The sequence below is a fragment of the Alteromonas sp. D210916BOD_24 genome (genome assembly GCF_047159385.1).
In the GTDB taxonomy this organism is placed as follows: Bacteria; Pseudomonadota; Gammaproteobacteria; order Enterobacterales; family Alteromonadaceae; genus Alteromonas.
The window spans coordinates 1,322,069-1,343,185 of record NZ_AP038333.1; the positions used below are offsets into that span (position 1 = coordinate 1,322,069).

Annotated in this window: 15 protein-coding genes; 6 read left to right on the forward strand and 9 right to left on the reverse strand. The window is 45.0% G+C overall.

Annotated features, from left to right (window positions below):
- Positions 1-277 precede the first annotated feature (277 nt).
- From ACMCM8_RS05765 to ACMCM8_RS05780, 4 genes are all read left to right on the forward strand, one after another.
- Positions 278-1,186, forward strand: coding sequence for a LysR family transcriptional regulator (locus ACMCM8_RS05765; protein ID WP_412726362.1), 909 nt, complete (start codon positions 278-280; stop codon positions 1,184-1,186).
- 64 nt (positions 1,187-1,250) lie between these two features.
- Positions 1,251-1,502, forward strand: coding sequence for a hypothetical protein (locus tag ACMCM8_RS05770; protein ID WP_412726364.1), 252 nt, complete (start codon positions 1,251-1,253; stop codon positions 1,500-1,502).
- A 121-nt stretch (positions 1,503-1,623) separates the two neighbouring features.
- On the forward strand, positions 1,624-3,543 hold the full coding sequence (locus tag ACMCM8_RS05775; protein ID WP_412726366.1) for a methyl-accepting chemotaxis protein: 1,920 nt from the start codon (positions 1,624-1,626) through the stop codon (positions 3,541-3,543).
- A 151-nt stretch (positions 3,544-3,694) separates the two neighbouring features.
- Positions 3,695-4,579: a WYL domain-containing protein gene (locus ACMCM8_RS05780; RefSeq protein ID WP_412726368.1), complete on the forward strand. Its 885-nt coding sequence runs from the start codon at positions 3,695-3,697 to the stop codon at positions 4,577-4,579.
- On the opposite strand, the gene ACMCM8_RS05785 is transcribed toward ACMCM8_RS05780, so the two are convergent.
- From ACMCM8_RS05785 to ACMCM8_RS05800, 4 genes are all read right to left on the reverse strand, one after another.
- A complete protein-coding gene (locus ACMCM8_RS05785) occupies positions 4,570-6,702 on the reverse strand; it encodes a response regulator (protein WP_412726370.1) in 2,133 nt (710 codons plus the stop codon). The genes ACMCM8_RS05780 and ACMCM8_RS05785 overlap by 10 nt on opposite strands.
- 116 nt (positions 6,703-6,818) lie before the next feature.
- A complete protein-coding gene (locus ACMCM8_RS05790; RefSeq protein ID WP_412726372.1) occupies positions 6,819-7,988 on the reverse strand; it encodes a pectinesterase family protein in 1,170 nt (389 codons plus the stop codon).
- A gap of 8 nt (positions 7,989-7,996) precedes the next feature.
- On the reverse strand, positions 7,997-9,451 hold the full coding sequence (locus ACMCM8_RS05795; protein ID WP_412726374.1) for a glycoside hydrolase family 28 protein: 1,455 nt from the start codon (positions 9,449-9,451) through the stop codon (positions 7,997-7,999).
- Between the two features lie 24 nt (positions 9,452-9,475).
- Positions 9,476-10,672, reverse strand: a complete 1,197-nt coding sequence (locus ACMCM8_RS05800) for a glycoside hydrolase family 88/105 protein (protein ID WP_412726376.1) — start codon at positions 10,670-10,672, stop codon at positions 9,476-9,478.
- Positions 10,673-11,326: 654 nt separating this feature from the next.
- Between ACMCM8_RS05800 and ACMCM8_RS05805 the strand changes: the two genes are divergently transcribed.
- Together ACMCM8_RS05805 and ACMCM8_RS05810 are read left to right on the forward strand one after the other, a co-directional pair.
- Positions 11,327-14,026, forward strand: coding sequence for a TonB-dependent receptor (locus ACMCM8_RS05805; RefSeq protein WP_412726378.1), 2,700 nt, complete (start codon positions 11,327-11,329; stop codon positions 14,024-14,026).
- A gap of 102 nt (positions 14,027-14,128) precedes the next feature.
- The gene (locus ACMCM8_RS05810) at positions 14,129-14,926 is read left to right on the forward strand and encodes a rhamnogalacturonan acetylesterase (protein ID WP_412726380.1); all 798 of its coding nucleotides are present in this window, start codon (positions 14,129-14,131) and stop codon (positions 14,924-14,926) included.
- 167 nt (positions 14,927-15,093) lie between these two features.
- Here ACMCM8_RS05810 and ACMCM8_RS05815 read toward each other — a convergent pair whose 3' ends face one another.
- Genes ACMCM8_RS05815 through ACMCM8_RS05835 form a run of 5 tightly spaced genes read right to left on the reverse strand, consistent with a single transcriptional unit; the run spans position 15,094 to position 21,056 of the window.
- Positions 15,094-16,008: a sugar kinase gene (locus ACMCM8_RS05815; protein WP_412726382.1), complete on the reverse strand. Its 915-nt coding sequence runs from the start codon at positions 16,006-16,008 to the stop codon at positions 15,094-15,096.
- Positions 16,005-16,643, reverse strand: a complete 639-nt coding sequence (eda, locus tag ACMCM8_RS05820) for a bifunctional 4-hydroxy-2-oxoglutarate aldolase/2-dehydro-3-deoxy-phosphogluconate aldolase (protein ID WP_412726384.1) — start codon at positions 16,641-16,643, stop codon at positions 16,005-16,007. The genes ACMCM8_RS05815 and eda overlap by 4 nt, the downstream gene beginning before the upstream one ends.
- Positions 16,643-18,142: a mannitol dehydrogenase family protein gene (locus ACMCM8_RS05825; protein WP_412726386.1), complete on the reverse strand. Its 1,500-nt coding sequence runs from the start codon at positions 18,140-18,142 to the stop codon at positions 16,643-16,645. Before ACMCM8_RS05825 ends, eda begins: the two co-directional genes overlap by 1 nt.
- 2 nt (positions 18,143-18,144) lie before the next feature.
- The gene (gene uxaC / locus ACMCM8_RS05830; RefSeq protein WP_412726388.1) at positions 18,145-19,560 is read right to left on the reverse strand and encodes a glucuronate isomerase; all 1,416 of its coding nucleotides are present in this window, start codon (positions 19,558-19,560) and stop codon (positions 18,145-18,147) included.
- Between the two features lie 11 nt (positions 19,561-19,571).
- Positions 19,572-21,056, reverse strand: a complete 1,485-nt coding sequence (locus tag ACMCM8_RS05835) for a UxaA family hydrolase (RefSeq protein WP_412726390.1) — start codon at positions 21,054-21,056, stop codon at positions 19,572-19,574.
- Positions 21,057-21,117 lie beyond the last annotated feature (61 nt).

Sequence of the window (21,117 nt, forward strand, 5' to 3'; positions counted from 1 at the left end):
CAGAAGTCAGATAAATTGGTACTAGTCATCAAAAATCTGATGGGTAGCCTGCGCCAGATAAACTTTTTAGCGCAATTTTTGAATAGTTACCGCGTGCGCTTTGGATGTGGTTCACATTTAACGGGAAATCCAGAAAGGGTAGCCCTTCAATGGCGTAAGGTAGAGTTGGTGCTGGTCAGTCATTGACATAACGCGTTTATACCGCTGAAAAAGCATGTAATAAATGCTGCTTTTAGCTAAACCAATATCAAACTGACATCATTTACAGGTTGAGGTAATGTCTTACTTAACACAATTGAAAACTTTCGTTGAAGTCTATCGCAGTGGCAATATTACCCGCGCCGCATCCAGACTTCACATGTCACAACCCGCTGTTACTGCACATATTCAGGCGATGGAAGCGATAGTGGGCAAAGAGCTCTTCATTAGAAAAGCAAGGGGAGTAGAGCCCACCCCAATAGCAGATGATTTAGCACTTCAAGTTGCTAGTCATATTGATATGTTAGAGCAAAAAGTGGCGTCTATACGAAGCCGCGCATCGACAGACCACGGCACATTGCATCTGGCTGGTCCCGCAGAGTACTTAAGTTTTGTGGCAGGCCCCGCACTGGCCAATTTGCTGCAGGCCGACAAAGTAAACTTGGTCATACACACGGGAAATAAGACCAATATCTATCACTTGCTGGAGTCCGATGTGGCGGAGTTGGCCATCACCGCCTCTGAGCCCGAAGAAGCAAAATACGAATATCAAAAGCTCGATCGCGAGCGACTTATATTGGTCATGAACCGGGTACAGGGACGGTTGCTTGAAGGGACAACCATCACAGCAGAGCTGCTCAACCAATATAAGGTGGTAGCTTATGATGAGCAATTGCCCCTAATAAGACGGTATTTTTCCGATGTTTTCAATACCTCATGCGAATCTGCGGTGGCAGCCATATGCCCAGATATTCGCGCAATCAGCTCTATCATCAAGGCGGGAATAGGCTATTCAGTTTTACCCGACTATTTATGCAAAGAGGGGATAGCGAATGGGGAACTTATTCCTATCGGCGATCCAGGCCCCGAAAATGATGTGTACCTCGTGTGGAAAAAGGGGGCCTTGCGCAATCCTCGGGTAGATTTCGCAAAAGACGTTATCAGCGCGTTTGCTAATCTGAATTATTTATCAGAGTACCCGGATTGATTTCATTGTAATGCGTCTAGTGTTGCAAACTTTACTAATTTGTAGCCCATGTTTAGGGAATGTAATGGCTAAACCTCGCGTGAAAGCGCCAACCACAACGGTTCACGTATTTTGTGCCAAGTGTAAGCATCAGTTGTTTAAATATCGCAAAGGAGGCAAAGGTGCTTTAGTGAAATGTTTTAAAGCGCGAATTGCACAAGACTTTACTCATCAAGAAGGTGAATGTCCCAACTGCCATAGCCATTTCGCAAGAGCCTCCATGATCAGGGGCGTGCCAGCGCTAAAAATGATAGGGGGAAAGGTAACAATGAGATAAGGCAGAAGAAAATTGAACGAAAATTTGCTCTTGGGTATTTTTTGCCTAAATTTAGGGAGAAGGATCGCAGAGATAGGGACGCCATTTTTAGCATAACACCTCGTTGAGAGTGAGAAAGTCAATGTCTATACAGCGCAAATTTTTGTTTGCCTTAACCACCGTTATTGCAATTTTATCTTTGCTCATCGCCGTTATTACGGTGTTCACCACCTCTACCACAATCACTGATCAGATCCAGGTTCAAAAAAAGGACACGGCGGAACGACTGATTAATATATTGGAAGTCACAGATGCCTTAATGCTCGAGAGAGTAAAAAGCAGTATGGCACTGCTCAAACAGCAAGGGACCAATTTGGGGACGCCCAGTCAAGGTGGTTTAGTTACTGTCAAAGACACCCAGGCAAGACAGCTATTATTAGGTGCAGAAGAACAAGCAAACAACTTTACTTTAGTGGATGGACTGACGAATGTGATGGGCGGCACGGCCACGCTTTTTAGCAAAACAGGTGATGATTTTATTCGCATTAGTACAAATGTGATTAAGGACGGCCAGCGCGCGATAGGTACTAAACTGGCAGCAGGGGGCAAAGCAATTAAGCAAATTGAACAGAGTGAGGCGTATTACGGTGCAGTAGATATTCTGGGTAGCCCTTATATTACAGGTTATGAACCTATGTTCGACGGGGCGGGGAACGTCATTGGTATTTGGTACGTGGGTTACTCTGCAGACTTGCAGGTGTTAGAAGCCGCCATCACACAAAGCCATGTATTAGATAATGGGTTTGTGGCGCTTCGCGACGGAAAGGGGAATATCCGCATGCATTCTTCACACGTGAATGACGCGGAGATCACTAAAGCACTGAATAACAACAGTGATTGGATAGTACAGGTCGTTCCTTTTAAAGCATGGGGATACGATGTCATTCTTGCTGCATCAGCAGACGAAAAGTCCTCATTAATTGGTGCTGCGGTGGCTGCGGTACTATTTAAAATTGTACTGGCAAGTGCTGGTGTACTTATCACTATATGGTTGCTGATAAAATATATTGTGGGTCAACCTTTAGAAGAGTTTATAGGTGTTGTGAATAACCTTGCTTCTGGTGATGGAGATTTGACTTTTCGCTTTGAGGCTACGCGAAGTGATGAATTTGGTATTATGGCTAAGGCATTTAACCAACTACTCAGCCAATTGCAAGATACCCTTCAGCAGGTAGACGAAGCCACTGAAAGTATGCTCGCAAAGTCTGAGACACTTAACAGTACGGCAGAGCGTTCACACAAAACTGTTGAGCAGTTAACCCGCGAAACCCAAAAAATTGACAGCGCGATTACTCAGTTACAACAAAGTGCTGACACCGTGTCATCGACTATAAGGCGTTCAAGTGAAGCTGCACTTGCTGCCGATTCTGATACCAACACCAGTGTGGAAGTACTTAACCAAGCTATTCGCGATATTGAGTCACAAGCCAGTGATGTGGATGCGTCGGTAAAAGTGATTGCTGAACTGGCGCAAGCGAGCGAAGAAATTAGCGGGGTTATGGAAGTAATTAGAAATATCGCTGACCAAACTAATCTACTTGCGTTAAATGCAGCAATTGAAGCTGCCCGAGCAGGCGAGCAGGGAAGAGGTTTTGCAGTGGTCGCTGACGAAGTGCGTTCCCTTGCGAGCCGGACACAGACCTCCACGGAAGAAATTAGAAATATGATTGAGCGACTGCAACAAGGGAGTAAGGTTGCGTCAGAGAAAATGCAGCAAAACAAAGAGACGGCATTTAAGACAGTGGAAACGACCAAAAACGCGGGGGATTCATTAAAGCAGGCGTTGAAGGCGGTGGCCAGCATAACCAGTTTGAACAAAAACGCAGTTACTTTAGCTGACCAACAAAAAGTGGTCGCAAATGATGTCAATAAAGGGCTGAACAGCGTGCAGGGGGTAGGCAGTGAGAATGCAAACTATGCAAAAGAAGTGGCACATAACTGCGAACAATTAGTCAAAGAAATTAAGCAAATGCAGATGCAACTCAGACGCTATCACTTCTAGACTGTAAAACAAATAACAGGGGCGTAAATGGCAACATTTCTGCGCCCTCTATTTACGTTGGATGTTTAATTTTAAGGATTTGCGAGCGGATTGGTATTTACACGCGACTCAAAATGAACCACACTGGTAAAAAACGATATTAGTAAACGCCATGCTCGACTCCATTTCATTTTCACAGCGCCAGCGATTGGCCTATATTGACTTTTGCTTGCTATTTAAAGGCGCAATTCACCGACAAGATTTGATCAATCGCTTTGAGGTGGGCTTATCTGCGGGTTCTAGAGACTTTACATTGTATAAAGAACTGGCACCGGACAATCTGTATTACGACCCCAGAGAGAAACGATATTTTCAAACGGAAGGCTTTTCCCCTCTGTTTGAACACGATGCTAAACGCACGCTGGTAAAACTGGCAAACGATATTTCCGATGGGTTTGATGCTATTGGCGATCTCCATTTTCCTGTTGAAAGTGCGTCTTCACTAAACACTCCTGATATTTTTGTGGTAGCGAAAGTGGTACAGGCAATTGTTAATAATAAAGCCATGAGTGTGATTTATACGTCGTTAACCAGTGGTAGTGGGGCAAGGGAACTGGTTCCGCATAGCATTGTTGACAATGGGCAGCGCTGGCATGTGAGAGCGTTCGATAGAAAATCACAAAGCTTTAGGGATTTTGTGCTGACCCGTATAAGCAAAGTTACCGTAAAGTCTTCGCCTGACGAGCATGAATGCATAGAGCGGGATGATGAGTGGCAAAGATTAATCCCGTTAGAAATTGTTCCTCACCCTAAAAACGTGCAGTATCCTACCGCCATTGAATTGGACTATGCCATGCGAGACGGTGTACTTAATCTGCGCGTTCGTGCAGCAATGGCAGGCTACCTATTGCGGCGCTGGAATGTAGATTGCACTAAACACGCCAGCTTGCGTACCTCTGAATATCAACTGTGGTTGCGCAACACGCCTATGTTAGCGAATACGGACAATCTTGCTATTGCGCCTGGTTATGTGGCGGAACAGGTACCTTACGAATAGCCTGCCACGTATTTTCTAGTACAACTAAGTAGGGTGTCTTTGTCCAGTGGTTTAGGGAGAAAATCGTCCATGCCTGCTGAAAGACACTCCTCTCTGTCTTCGGCAAAGGCGTTGGCAGTCAGTGCCACTATTGGCGTGGTTAGTGCTAATGTTTCTCGAAGGATAATCGACGCTTCTATCCCTCCCATTATAGGCATATTACAGTCCATCAAAATTAGGTCAAAGCGGTGCTTTTTACACACTTCAACGGCATCTTTGCCATTTTTAACGTGTAATAATCGATAGCCTTGGTTCTGTAAAATGGTTTTGACAATTTCGGCATTAATTTCATTGTCTTCTGCGAGCAAGATTCGCTTGTTAGCATTGTCGCTTTGAGACTGTTTTTCCACCGCTTTGTTGTCAACGATGAGTTGACCCAGATCGAGTTCCAACTCCCGTCGATTAATCGGTTTGGCATGAGTTCGCCATATCAATGAGGTTACGTCACGTTCACTTTGCAGACGCTCAAGCTCTGCTGATATGAGGATAATACGGGGCAATTTTTCTGGCTTCATTGATTGCAACTCAATGAGTAAGTCAACACCGCTCATTTCAGGCATCGACAAATCGAGAATGATGACATCAAACGAAAATGGATCATCCTCTAAAAAGCGTTTTGCACTATCATAACTTTTAGGTTCAATAGAAAGCGATGACACTACGTGCTCGAAATATTCGCGACTGGTTTGTAAATCGTCAATAATGGCGCAGCGCAATGAGGTACTTTGTTCTACGGTTACACTCGGTAGCTGTGTTTCTTCGGCTTTCATTGAGAAAGTAAATGTACTGCCGTGTCCAGGAGTAGAGGTAACACTAATGTCACCTTGCATCAATTGTGCGAGTTTCTTAGCGATGCTTAGGCCAAGTCCGGTTCCGCCGAATTCCCGGGTAGTCGACTGATCGGCTTGTTCAAATTTATCGAAAATAGTATTTATTTTAGATGCATCAATCCCTATACCGGTGTCCATGACTTCAAACACCAGAGTATGCTCATCTCCGTCAGAAAGGTAATTGACCTGCAGAGTCACCGCGCCTTGCTGGGTAAACTTGATCGCATTGTTAAGTAAGTTGTGCAAAATCTGAGAGATACGCGTGATATCGCCTTTGATAACATGCGGAAGGTGAGGCGCTTTGAGATAGTGAAACTCTAGGCCTTTTCGCTGGCAATAAACCCGCTGTAACGAGACCACGTCGTCCAAAACTTGTAATAGGTCAACGGGGGCTTGCTCAATTTTAATTTTGTCTGCTTCAATCTTGGAAATATCTAATATATCGTTGATAAGTACTAACAATTGTCGTCCAGCTGTACGCGCCTTTTTTAGATATATATTACTTTTCTCTGGATTGTCTATGGCCAACTCAATCATACCGAATAGCCCGTTCATCGGTGTGCGTAATTCGTGGCTCATACTAGACAGAAATTCGGACTTTGCTTTACTGGCCTTACGCGCTTCTTTCGCTGCGCTTTCGGCACGGTCTTTAAGGGAAGCGAGCTTTTTCATTGCTCGTTTAATCTCACGTTCCATGGGAGAGAAAATAAAGATTGCTTCAATACACAATAAACTAAGTGTTGCCAGCCAGAGATATACCTCAAGAGAAAGTACCGTATCTACTCGTTGTGTAGCGTCCTGTTCAAAAAAACTTACTACCTTATCAAGCTGTTCAAGTAGGGCTGATGCATCGTAGACGAACGTGTTTGGCAATGTTGAACAATTTTCAGCAGAAAGTATATCGCGTGCTCTATCTGAAAATTCAGCGACCTTGGAATCAAGTTGTTCCAAACCAAAGTAAGTGTCATAAACTGTGGTAGGTAAATGGGGTAGCTGGGTTAAGTAGCGGTGGTTTTGGGCAAAGGTATCAATAGATTCTGCAAGCGCCTGCTGCTCTGATAGATTGTGACAGATGGCTTTTGATGAGCCAAATAACGCAATGCGCTGTGACAACATGCGTTGCTGTCCAGCAATATTGATCACTTCAGCGTCGTGTTTTTGGCTGCTTATTAGCTCATGCAATACCACAAAGGACAAGGTAACAAGGGTAGCGGTCAAGATGAGCGCGATGACATATCTCAAGCGAATAGACATAGGGAAAAACGTGGCTTAGTGATATCTAAAAGATAATAGATACCAAGCGGTTACGCAACGTGGCCAGTGAATGAATTGGTTAAATATATTCACTGGCCACTTCTCGAAGACAGCGACTATTGTGAAATAGCGAACCTTGTAGGTGATGCGCCTTCGGGAAGCCAACCTCGCAAAATAGCCTGACTGGTATAAAAGGCCACCGTTTTTTGAGAAAGTTGATGCGGATGAGCGGGGAGAAGCAACGCATTGTTGCCCGCACCTTCACCATATGATCCATATTCAGCAAACCGCGCTTCAGTATGTGGACTAAACGCTTTTTTCTCCCCAGAAGGGGTTTTACCATTCATACTTGTCCAGCGCTCTTTGGCAATGTGTCCGGCCATAAAGGTATTGATATAGGTCGCTTTACCCACGGCAGCGGGATCAGCGTAGCGTCCGTCACTGAACGTGGTGGTGGGATGCCAAGGGCGACCTAAGGCCACACTGTTATCTGGCACCCCAGGTTCCCTTTCCAACCTACAATTGACAAAGGTTAGTCCATAAGGTCGATGTATATTTGTACTAGGTGCCGTGATATAACCCCAGTAGCCGTCATTTTCCAAATGTCGTTCACGAGAAAGCAGTGTTACACCATCAAACAGCGCGCTACCTTCACCAAAAATAAAGTCTACATTGCCCGCGATAATGCCCCCCTGGATAAACGTGCGATCGCCTTTTAGATACAAGGTATCTTGATAACTCCAAAGGGCGACGTTGTTAAGGAAGGTGCGGTCGGACTGACTATCGGTTTTCAACGCCACTGCCTGGGTACCAGAGACGCGGGTTGGATCATCTGCCCCTTTCGCTTCATTACCCGGGTAGTCAAATCCGTTTTTAACAGTTAAGTGCTCGATACTTATGTTTTGACCAATTAACTCCATGGTGGCAGTACGACGTGTTCCCCACGTCTCTCTGCTATTAGGCGCGACTGCTTGCCCAGCATACCGGCTATATATCACCACGGTAGTGTCTCTATTTTCACCTAGCAAGCGAAGGTTATTGTGAGGTACTACTACGCGTTCATGATAAGTGTCTGAGGTAATAAAAATTGTCCATTTTTTAGTACCACTGCGGGTGCTGGGAATATTGTCTATTGCCTGAGAAATCGTTTTAAACACAGGTAATTGGGTATCAATTGGGTGTTTGCTTACCACCGCGTTAGCATTTTCAGGGATACTCATGCCAAAGCAGGTGGAGGTTAAACATGCTATGCCAATGCCTACAGTAAATAAAAAACGATTCATCATGGTGTCTTTCACACTTTGGTAAAGGGCTTATTATTAATGGTGACATCGTTGATGGTTAACGACGCTACATTCTCGATAATTGCTTCTTTCTTGGCGTGCTCAATACTAATGTGGTTTAGAGTGAGCCCGGTAATAGGCGTGTGATCATAGCCGCGCATTACGAAGGCGCGTTCTGCTACCTTCACTTGCATATACTCAATAGTAATATCTTCTAAGTGAGGAGGGAAATTGCCCGCATCACCTTCTTCGTAGAAAAAGTTAACCACGACAGCATCTTTTACATTGCCAATATCAATATTGCGATAGTTGAGGTTTTTGAGGTGCCCGCCACGAATACTATTGGTTTTAATTCTAATCCCGCGATCTAAGTCTGGGCTACTCATAGTGCAATACTGGGCATACAAATTTTCAACACCGCCTGATATTTCACTACCGATCACCACACCGCCGTGGCCCGCTTTCATTTGACAATTTTCAATCACAATATTGCTGCAAGGCACATCTACTCTTCTGCCGTCAGCATTACGTCCCGACTTAATGGCAATACAGTCATCTCCTGTGTCAAACGTACATCCTTGAATAAGCACATTGGTACAGCTTTCAGGGTCACAGCCATCGGAGTTGGGGCCAAAACTGTTGCAGTAGACTTCACTCACCGTTACGTTTTTACAAAGCACGGGGTTGATTAACCAAAAAGGAGATCGCAGTATTGTTACGCCCTCAATTACTACGTTTTCGCATCGATAAGGCTGAATGAAGGGAGGGCGCAAGTAATTATTTTCAAACACACGCTCGTTAACCGGCGTACCTTTTTCGACCATTTCCTGCAGAATATCACGGGTATACTTTTGGTTTTCTACGGCATCATCACCCCATGTAGAACTTTTCCATTTTCCTTTCCATGGCCACCAATTGTCGGCTGCGGCACCGCCATCCAATGTGCCTTTTCCTGTAATGGCAATATTTTTCTCTTCAAAAGCATAAATTAACGGAGAGTAGCCCATTAATTCCATCCCTTCCCAACGAGTAAACACATAAGGTTTGTAGTCGTCGGGCGTGGTAGAAAAGGTGATTGTTGCCCCTTCTTCGATGTGCAGATTTATATTTGAACGAAGGTGGATAGGCCCTTTGCTGAACCATTGACCCGCGGGGACGATAAGTTTTCCCCCACCTTGTTGTGAGAGTTGTTCAATGGCATTGTGAAGGGCCTGATTAAAATCAAGTATATCGTCATCGTCTAGCAATGTTGCAACATTAAGTGTCCGACCTGGAAATGTGGGGCGAACGACCTGTGATTTTATCAGCGAAGCTTCCTTGTCCCATTGCGCTTGTGTCCTTAGTGACGGTTTGGGTGCACTACATCCTACAAGAAGGGATGGCGCACCAATCACCGCACCAGAGGCTGCCAGTGAAGAGACTAGCCCTGACTTTAAAAATTGTCTTCTAGAATCAATTGTTGTCATTTTTATACCTCTGGCTCTAGCTAATTATTTATTTAGGTAATGGGCTGCCAAAATGAACGGACCTACGCCTTTAGCGTCATTGGCGCGAATTGGCTCACTCATGTAATAATTGAACGAGCCGTCACGGTATGGATTGCCACCCAGTCCAGCCACAGCACAGACTTTTTCTAAACTGATCACATTGGTTTGAGGGTCTACGGATATCATGTTGTCGATAATGCCGGCAAATGCCTTTTCCGCGTGCTGGCGATAGTCAACGGGGAGGAGTTTTAAGTTCACGCCTTTGGCAATGGCGTACGCTAACATAGCAGTACCCGAGGCTTCTAAATAATTTTCTTTTCTGTCACCTAAATCGGTAATTTGATACCACGCGCCAGATGAGTGTTGATAAGCCAAAGTGGCATCGATGAAGCGGTGAAAGCGCTCAGTTAACCACGCTGTTTTGGGATGCTGAGAAGGCACAACGTCAAGTACATCGACCATGGCCATCGCATACCACCCCAACGAGCGAGACCAATGGTGAGCAGAAAGACCAGTCTCTTGGTCAGCCCATTTCTGCGCCTTTGACGCATCCCAGCCATGGCGTGGAAGTCCGGTTTGTGTGTCGTATAAATTTTCTTCGATTAGCTCAAATTGTAAGAATACATCGTCAAGTTCAGACATGTCGCCATACTGAACGATATACTGCGCATAGAAAGGTGCCCCCATGTACAGGCCATCAAGCCACATTTGATTCGGGTAGCGCTTTTTATGCCAAAAGCCACCTTGCGGTGTGCGAGGGTGCGCAGTAAGTTGGCTGCGCAATAAATCAGCTGCTTTTTTATATTTTGCGTTGCCAGTCTCTTCGTACAGGAAAAACAGTACTTTACCGGGATTAACCATGTCGATGTTAAATTTATTTATGTCATAGGTTTTTATGCTGCCATCGTCATTGACCAGCATATCGTAATAACCTTCAACATAATTGAATAGGCGTTCATCTTTGGTATCGTTATACACTTCAGTAATGGCTAACAAATTTAGACCATGCACATAGTCCCATTGAGGCGTTTTATCCCAATCTATTTGCCACGCTTGGGGGAAGCGAACCATTTCTGATTCGACCATTCTTATTGACCAAGGTTGTGTATTGTCCAGTGAAGGTTGCGGTTGAGCAGAAGTAGTAGATACCACCAGCGTGCACGCCATCACCGAAACCGCGCGTAGAATACCTTTTAGCATATGAAGCCCTTAATTTATAACATTGTTAAAACACTCTGTGCTACCGGTAGCATAATCGTTTTTATTTCTCTCTTTGTCAACGTATTAATTTATTTCTGTTAACCTCTTGTTTACCTCCGTTTTTTACACTATAAACATGTTAAGTGTATGTAATATATAAAATATATTGGTTTTGTCTCGAGTGTGTGAAGACATGCTATAGTTAAGGGGGAGGGCACTAGGTTAAAAGTAAATTAATAACTATGTAAAAAAAATTAATAAAGGAGTTGCCACCGGTAGCATAAGTGTTTAGGATGTAAATCAAATGTAAAGTCTGCGTGTTGTTTGCTGGGGTTTACATGACTACCAAAGAGAAGCTTTGCGTTAAAAATTAAGACACGTAAGTACCCTGCAAGTCTTCTCTATTAAAGGTTTTGGTGGCGTCACACGCTGCTGCTGAGAGTAAATGAGAAAAGGTAAGGAAACGTTCTTAGAGTTGTGAATTCACGATGGCGGTTGGCATAATATTATTTACCAGGTAAATGGTGTGAATGTTATCCGGTGGCACAACAATAATATACGTTTCTAAATGTGAAAATGACGTGAAGGGAATAGCCTATTCACAGTGTTTCAGCATTTATGCCATACATAAATATAAAGACCGGAGAAACAACAATGTTACCAAAGAAAAAGCAACTTGCTGTTCTTGTCACGCTAGCGTTGTCGGGCGCACAAGTATATGCGCAAGAGGCAACAGAGGCACAGCCTAGTGAGACTGATGCGCAAAATATGGAAGTCATAGAAGTATCGGGTTTCCGTGGCTCACTAAATAAGTCTCTGATGGAAAAACGTACGTCAGTTAACAGTAAAGAATCAATAGTTGCTCAGGATATTGGTAAGTTTCCGGATTTAAACATTGCCGAATCAATTCAGCGTGTACCTGGTGTAGCGATTTCCCGCGAAGGCGGTGAAGGTCGTCAAATCACACTCCGCGGTCTTAGCCCTTCTTTTACGCGCACTACGTTAAACGGTATGGAAGTGCCAGCAAGTACAGACGGTACTGACTCTGGTGGCGGTGTAAATGGTGGCCGTGGTTTTGACTTTAATATTTTTGCTTCGGAATTGTTCAACCGCGTTGATATCCAAAAGTCGCCAACCGCGTCTATGGAAGAAGGTGGGATAGCAGGTACAGTAGATTTATATTCTGCTAAGCCGTTTGATTACGACGGGTTTAAATTTGTTTCTTCTTTACAAGGTGGTTATAACAGCATAACCGAAGAAACAGACCCTCGCGCAGCCTTTATGATCAGCAATCGCTTCTTGGACGATAAGGTAGGCGTGTTGTTTTCTGCTGCATTTTCAGAGCGCACCGTAAGACAAGAAGGCTTTGGTACGGTTCGTTGGACTACGCCAGTACGCGATGGCGGTGGTATTTTCGCGGATACTTCTAATACTGTGGTCACGGGTACACCAGATGTAGGTGCATGTGAATACGATGGCGCGCCAGTTGACCCCATTAACTGTTTATGGACACCACGCCTACCAAGACCTGATTACTTTGGTAACGATCAAGAACGTGTTGGCTTTACTGGATCTGTGCAATGGGCTGTTACTGATGACTTTACCCTGACCTTAGACGGCTTGGTTTCGACACTGGACAACACGCGTACAATGTACAATTTCTTCCACATGTTCAGAAGTACGTTTGACGAAATTACCCCTACTGCCATAACGGTTCATCCCAACGGTAAACAGGTTCTTGCCGGAACATATGACGGCGTCAAGTCTCGTATTGAAAGTCGTCTACAAGAATCCACTACTGACTTTAGCCAATTTGTTATCTCAGGCGAGTGGTTTATTGGTGAAAACGTTAAACTTGATATGATGGCAGGTACAGCTGAATCTGATGCGCGTTCTGAGCAATATCGCTACAACATGACACAGTTAGACTACACCACATACGGTTTTGATTTTAGCAATAACGCCAATGCGCCGACTGTGACTTACGGTTTCGATGCTAACGACCCTGCAAATTACAATTTAAGCGATGGTCGCTTACGAGCAACTGATGTATTACGTGAAAATGATACAGTGAAGTTTGACGCGACTTATCTTGGTGAAGAAGTGTCGATTAAAGCAGGTTTTGCGTACAACGACCGCGTTGTTACCTACAGCGAAGAGCAAATTAACGGTTTCCCAGACCAGGCTTCGGCTGTTGGTTTTGCAGAAATGATGCCAGTCGATGGTTTCGGTAGTGGTTTTGATGGCCCGCTAGATCCATTCTTAGTGGCAGATTTTGATGCGATAAACAGTCAATTACTCGATGTAGTGTGGACACCACGGTCTGCACAAAGCTGGCAAGTAGGTGAAGAAACTACAGCGATGTACATCGAGATGGATACCAGTTACGAACTTGCTGACATGTTGTTACGCACTAATTATGGTGTTCGTTATGTCAAAACCACGACCACATCTGAAGGGTTTATACAGGGTGAAACGGTTCAAATTGAAAACGACTACAGTAACTTCCTGCCGGCAATTAACCTAGCCCTGGAAGCCACCGACGATGTTGTGGTACGCCTTGGTCTTACGCAATCTATGACCCGTCCAAGCTTGAACTCTCTTAATCCAGGTAACCCAAGTTTTGACTACATTAATGGCTCAGTTAGCGTAGGTAACCCATTCTTAGACCCATTCACATCGAACAACGTTGATTTTGGTGTGGAATGGTACTTTGATGACGAAGCCTTATTTGCCGCGACCGTTTTCTATAAGGACATAGATAATTGGATTGTGCGCGCGTCTGAAGAGCGTTTAGTTGACAGTGCGTACTACAACTTTATTGACAACGATGCACAGTTCGACCCAGTTATTGCGCTGGATCCTCGTACCACACCTTACGAGCACAGCAGCCCAATTAATGCAGAAGATAGAAGCATTAGTGGTTATGAATTGATTTATCAACAACCACTGACTTTCTTACCTGGCTTATTTAAAAACATGGGTATCGTGTCTAACTACACTCACGTAAATGCCGACGATATCGAAGGGATGAGTGAAACCTCGTACAACTTCACTGTTTACTACGAAACAGATGAATACGGTGCACGTGTTTCGGTTAACAAGCGCGATGATTACCTAACCGACTTCTCGGGAAGTAATGGTAACGTGGCCCACGGTACAACTGGCCCAACCCAAGTAGATTTCTCGTCTTTCTACAATGTTAACGAAGAACTTACGTTGACCTTTGAAGTCATTAATCTTACTGATGAATATGAACGACTATTTACTACTGGTGATGGTTCATTGAACTTGATGCGTGAATACAACCATACGGGTCGTCAATTCTTCTTGGGCGCGCGATATAACATGTAGGTTAAAGACTAACTTTTCTCGGATAATGAAAAGAAATTGTGTTCCGTGATAACGGGTGTGTTGGCCATCGTAAAGATGGCCTTTTTTTTAGGAGTAAAAGTAGTGACATTATCATTTCAACGTTTGTTTTCAGGTTTGCTCATTACGTTATCTTTGCTAGTGAGCAATGGGGGCATGGCAACCTCATTAGCTTCTGCTAACAGTTACACTAAGCCAGTTACGTTGCATTTGGTGGGAGATTCCACCATGTCGGATAAACCGATGTTGTCTTATCCGGAAAGGGGATGGGGGCAACTATTACCTGAGTTCTTATTGCCCACACTCAAAGTGAAAAATCATGCGGCTAATGGCAGAAGCACTAAAAGGTTCGCTGATGAAGGGCGATGGCAAGTACTGCTGTCTGAACTCTCCCAAGGCGATTTTGTGGTTATTCAGTTTGGTCACAACGATCAAAAACAAAGCGACCCTGTGCGCTATGCGGATGCAGAAGAAGCATACCCACGATATTTGGATAGTTTTATCACTGACGTAAATGCTAAAGGCGCACACGTGCTCATCGCCAGCAGTATCTGCCGTCGACACTTCGATGAACAAGGCCAATTGAAAAGGACTTTAACCGACTATGCGTTGGCAGCAAGGAAAGTTGCTGAAAAAAATGCGGTACCTTTTGTACCAATGAATAATGTTACGTGTGAGTTTTTAGAAACAATAGGTGAAAAGAAAAGTAACGATTATTTTATAAAAGTGCCTGCAGATCTGTATGCACGCTACCCGCAAGGCAAAACTGACAATACCCATTTGAACGTCGTTGGCGCGGCTAAGGTGGCTCAGCTATTCGTCAGAGAGATAGTAACGTCAGGCCATCCATTAAGTCAGTATATTTACCGAGATAGCCTGTAACCAGTGCTCATCATCTGTAGAAGAAGCGTATTGATAGCCACATACTGTCTATAGCAATGGACTGCCCAGAGCGATAGAATGCCCAGATCGATAGAGTGCCCAGAGCGATAGAATGCCCAGAGCAAAGGACTGCCGATAGTGACGGAATGCCCAGAGCAACGGACTGCCTATAGCGACGGAATGTGGCTTTCGAATGCGTCTTTTGAAATGATTGCGCCAGGGTAGGTGATCACTGTAGCCGCTACCTTCGCACCGTAGCTGGCACTTTCAACAGGCTTTTTGCCTGCAAGCCTCGCTGCCATATAACCCGCATTAAATGCATCACCAGCTGCAGTGGTATCGACTACATTGGTTACTCGTTCAACAGGCACTATACATTGCTCGTGTTGTCTTAGTATGTGCACACCAATAGCACCGTTTTTCATCACTACTTCATCAATATTTTTGTCAGCTAAATAGCTAAAGATGTCATCAGCATTAGTGTGACCGAAAAGCATGAGATGATCGTCAGCGCCAGGAAACGCGAGGTCACTGACTCCATAGCCTTTATCGGTCCAAAATTGCGCTTCTTCCTGACTGTCCCATAAGCGGGCGCGATAATTGGGGTCGAAAGCAATTTTACAGCCGCTAGCCTTGAGTTTTTCGACTAAGGCGAAGAGCTTATGGCGCTGCTCATCGTCTAGAATGGCCAATGAGATGCCGCTAAAATAAAACCAGTCGCATTCGAACTCTGTGTCGGCTAACAAGTTAATAGTTTGCGTGGCCGCTGATTGTGCACGCCAATACGCAAAAGTACGCTCACCTTGATTGTCGTTGCGGATCATATACAAACCAAGGTTTTGTGAAGTAGAGCGAAACACGAGATCGGTGTTTATCTCGTGTTCTCCCATGGTTAAGAGTAGTTCGTCACTGAGAAAGTCTGCGCCAATGGCGGTTAAATAGCTTACCGAAAAGGCCGGTAAGCAACGCTTAATGTAAACCGCGGTGTTATAAGTATCACCCGCGAAGCTCTTCGCCATGGTATCGGCTTGTTGGCTGCGCAGTTCTACCATGCATTCTCCAAAAATGACGATCCGTTTCATGCTGCTACCTCTTGGAACAGGGTTAGACTGCGTTGACATGCTTGCGTAATGCTACTCCAGTCTTTCGCTTTTATCGCACTGGCCGGTATCATCCAGGTACCACCCACGGCTTTAACGTTACTCAGGGCGAGATATTCATGGGCATTTTCGCCATTAATACCACCAGTAGGGCAAAAGCTGACATCGCTAAATACACTACCTAACGCTTTTAAAAATGGCGCCCCACCGCTTAAGTGGGCAGGGAAAAATTTCATTTCTCTTACGCCTTTCTGATGTGCCATAAGCACGTCAGAAGGACTTGCCACGCCAGGTAGAAAAGGGGCTCCAGATGCAATTAAGGCATCCAGTAATATCTCAGAAAGGGTCGGCGTGATTAAAAACTGCGCGCCTGCATCCAACGCTTCAAAAACATGGTTTCTGTTTAACAATGTCCCCATGCCGACTAACAACTCAGGAAAGCGTTGTCTAATCGCCGATAAAGCCTCAAACGCGGCGTCGCTGCGCTTAACCACTTCAATATTTCTCAAGCCACTGTTCGCTATAGCTTCGGCAAGATGCAGTCCTTCTTCAACGGAATTGGGTTGAATGATAGGTAGCAATGGGGCGCCTTGTAACAGGGAAAACGTACTTTGCATCAGGCGTCTCCTTTTAAAACGTCGAACAAACTGACGCGTTCTTGCGTGTCTTGTTCGCGGGCGAATTGCTTTTCAATTGCAAGCAGTTTGTCCACTTTATCCAGTACTGTGCGCTTAAATGATTCGTTGACCGATAACTCTGCAAACATGGTATCTAACGCCAGAAGCTTTTTAGCCAGTGCTTGCGGTTCAAATTCAACCGACTTTGCCAAATCTGTCAACAAGGTATCCAGTGGGTCTGTGATAGTTTCATTGCGAGCAGCTTTGTTGTTCACAAATAAACACCACGCCGCGACGCCCGTACATAATAAGTTGATACTGCGTTTCGCTTTGATATTGTCGCGAATGGTATCGAGCAACCTAAAAGGGATCTTTTGTGAACCGTCCCATGCTATTTGTGAAAGCAGATGACGGATATGTTGGTTCTCGTATCGCTTCACGATGTCTTGAGCGTATTGGTTTAAATCAAAACCACTTGACTCACCGAGAGACGGTACAATTTCTTCGCTTAACAAATTAGCGATTAGCTGCTTAATAGCCGGTGTGCTAATAGCCTGATAAACGGTTTCTTTTCCAAATAATGTGCCTACATAGGCGAGAGTAGAATGGGTACCGTTTAAAATTCGTAACTTGGCTTTTTCAAAAAAGCTAACGTCTCGCGTAAACGTAACACCGACTTTGTCCCATTGAGGGCGAGGGCCAGAAAACGTATCTTCGATAACCCACTGCGTAAAGGCCTCTCGCTGTATTGGCCAATTATCATCTAACCCCAGCGTGGTGGAAACCTGAGCTTTAAAACTGTCATCTGTTGCCGGTGTGATGCTGTCTACCATAGTACAGGGAAACGCGATGTTTTCAGCTATCCACTGGCCCAATGTTTCATCGGTTTTAGTTGCAAACTCGGTAACGGCTTTTTGCAGTTTTTTACCGTTGTCAGATACATTGTCGCAACTGATGATAGTTATATCAGCATACCCAGCTTGCTTGCGCAGTTTAAGTGCCTTTACCAAAAGACCCACTGCGCTGATGGGGGTATCTGGATCTACCAAGTCAGCCTTAATGTCAGCGTGCTCGGTGTCCAGATGACCTTGTGCATTAAGGCAATAGCCTTTCTCTGTAACGGTAAGCGTTACTATTTTGGTCTTTTTACTGGCCAGTGCAGCAATGACCTCGTCGCGGTCTTCTGCGAGGGTAGAAAGGGTTTTGATGGCGCCAATGACATGGGTCTCAGGTTCGTTGTCTACCACGCATAACGCATATAAATTGTCTTGGTTGGCAAGTGCCTTTTTAAGCGTTCCACTGCGCATAGACACACCGTGAATACGCCAGTCACCGCCATAGGCCAGCGCTTTTTCAGTATAATAAGCCTGGTGGGCGCGATGGAAGGCGCCCGGCCCGATATGCACAATACCACACTCAGTAGTGGCTAAGTCATATTGGGGCGTGTGGACGCCACTGCCAAGTAATGGCAGTGTCGAGATTGATAATTGCTTGTTCATTTTTAGCCCAACTTATACGCTTGCTTAGCGAAGTCATAAGTCAGTTTGCGAGCAATGCTGGCAGCTTCCGTTTCACTAATACGGTGCTCTACGACAAGTTGTGCAAGGAAACGACAATCGATTCGACGTGCCACATCATGACGTGCTGGAATAGACAAAAAGGCACGGGTGTCGTCATTAAAGCCTACAGTATTAAAGAAGCCAGCGGTCTCAGTTACCTGATGTCTAAAGCGCAGCATACCTTCAGGGCTGTCGTGGAACCACCATGCTGGACCCAATTTCAAACATGGATAATGACCTGCCAAAGGTGCGAGTTCGCGACTGTATGTGGTTTCATCTAACGTAAACAAAATGATATCTAAGTTAGGCTCATTGCCATACTTACCTAAAAGTGGGCGAAGGGCACGCACGAAGTCAGTTTGCATTGGAATATCATGGCCTTTGTCGCGACCAAATTGGGTAAACAGTTGTTTGTTGTGATTTCTAAATGAGCCTGGGTGGATCTGCATGACCATGCCATCTTCCACACTCATACCAGCAAGCTCCGTCAACATCTGCGCGCGGAATAGTTCCTGCTCTTCCTCAGTGCTCTTGCCACTTATTACTTTATCAAAAAGCGCAATACACTCTGTTTTGCTTAAATCAGCAGTATTGGCGGTAGGGTGACCGTGATCGGTGGCTGTGGCACCGTGTTCGCGAAATACGGCGCGTCTTACACGAATTGCATTTAAGTAACCTTTCCAGTTTGAGGTATCTTCACCGGTAAGTTCACCCAATTTTGCGATATTTTGTACTATGTCTTCACGAGAGGCATCCACCACATCATCTGGACGGAATGTGGTGATAACTCGCTTACTCCAAGGCGTGTCTTTGATAGCCGCGTGATGTTCCAGGTTATTAAGTGCCCCTTCTGTAGTGGCAATCACTTCAATATTAAACCTGTCCATCAACGCTCTGGGTTTAAACCCTTCACCTTGTAGTTGTGCGGTAATATGATCGTAATACTGTGTCGCATTGTCAGTGCAAAGCATGTCAGTAAGTCCGAATACATCATGAAATACCGTATCGAGCCATAGGCGCGATGGTGTTGCGGCAAACAAATGATAGTTGTCAGCAAGCAATTGCCATATTTTACGAGGGTTCTGTTCAGTTTCACCACCGTCCCAGCGAGGAACGCCGATGTCAGTTAACTTGATACCCTGGCTGTAGAGCATTCTGAACACGTAGTGGTCAGGAGTGATAAATAACTCGGTAGCATTGGTGAAATTATTATTTTCAGCAAACCAGCGGGGGTCAGTATGGCCATGCGGACTTATTATAGGGAGATCGCGAATTTCCTTGTATAGCGCACGAGCAACATTACGCGTTGCTGTATCCGCAGGAAAAAGTCTATCTTCGTGTAGTAATATCGATTCCATAAGGCTCTCTTTTAGAGGGTGACGCCACGTTTCCAAATAGCAATTTCGTGACTGCCATTTTTCTCGTTGCAGGTTTGTTGACCAGATGCTACTGCCAAACAATGATGAAGTAGCGCTTCGGCACACTTATCGATAGACATGCCTTCCAAAACCTGTCCGGCGTTGAAATCTATCCAATGTGGCTTCTTATTAGCGATATCTGAATTTGACGATATCTTTATTGTGGGTACAGGGAAGCCGAGGGGAGTACCACGGCCTGTGGTGAATAAAACGATATGGGCACCGGATGCCGCAAGGGCAGTGGAACTGACCGCGTCATTGCCGGGAGCCTGTAGCAAGCTCAAGCCTTTGTCTTGCTTGGGCTCACCGTATTGCAAAATAGATTGTACGATTGACGTACCGCCTTTTTGAACCGCACCTAGGGATTTTTCCTCCAGCGTAGTCAGGCCTCCTGCCTTATTACCCGGTGATGGGTTTTCATAAATAGGCTGATTGTGCGCAATAAAGTAATCTTTAAATTCGTTTATTAGGGATTTAAGATCTTCAAATACTGTACGATTTTTGGCGCGATTCATTAAAAGCTGTTCAGCGCCAAACATTTCTGGCGTTTCTGTCAGAATAACTGAACCACCAAGATTACACATCAGGTCGGTAACGCGCCCAACCGTGGGGTTGGCGGTAATTCCACTAAAAGCATCACTACCGCCGCACTTCATTCCAAGGGTTAATTCGCTGGCATTAATTGGCTGGCGTTTATCTTGCTGCATAACTTTCAGTAGGTCGTAGACAGCGTTTATACCTTCTTCTAACTCGTCAGTGACTTCCTGAGCATTGTAGTAACGGATGCGTGCTTCGGGTTTATCCACGTGAGGGAGTAAACTTTTAAGCTGGTTATTCTCACAACCCAATCCAACGATAAGTACAGCACCCGCGTTTGGGTGTGAGGCCAGTGACGCCAAAATGGTTCGTGTGTCGTCTAAATCATCACCCAGTTGTGAACAACCAAAAGGGTGGGTAAAGGCGCGGAATCCATCACATTCCGAAGCAAAACGTCTACTGCACTCATTGGCAATTCTTTCTGCGGTGCGGTTGACGCAACCAACGGTGTTTATTATCCAAACCTCGTTTCTAATGCCAACCTTGCCATTCTCCCGGCGATAGCCCATAAATTCTAAAGGCGTGGTATTCACTTTTGCGGTTGAGGCGATGGGGGAGTAGTGGTACTGCTCACCACCTTTGAGTTTGGTTCTTACGTTGTGACTGTGAACATGATCACCGGCTTTGATTGGTGCAGTTGCTTCGCCAATGTGAAAACCATACTTGATCACAGCCTCACCAACAGCAATGTCAGCTAATGCAACTTTGTGTCCGGCAGGGACAACTTGGTTCACAGTAATCTGAAAGGTGGACGAAAACGTATTTGCTTCAAGAGGGCAGGTAGCAACTGCTACGTTGTCATTGTTATGCACCTTTACCAATTGAGTTTTAACGTCCATTGCAAATCCTGCTTTTTGCCAGTTCATGTATGACGTTTACGTCATGTTTACAAAATATTAA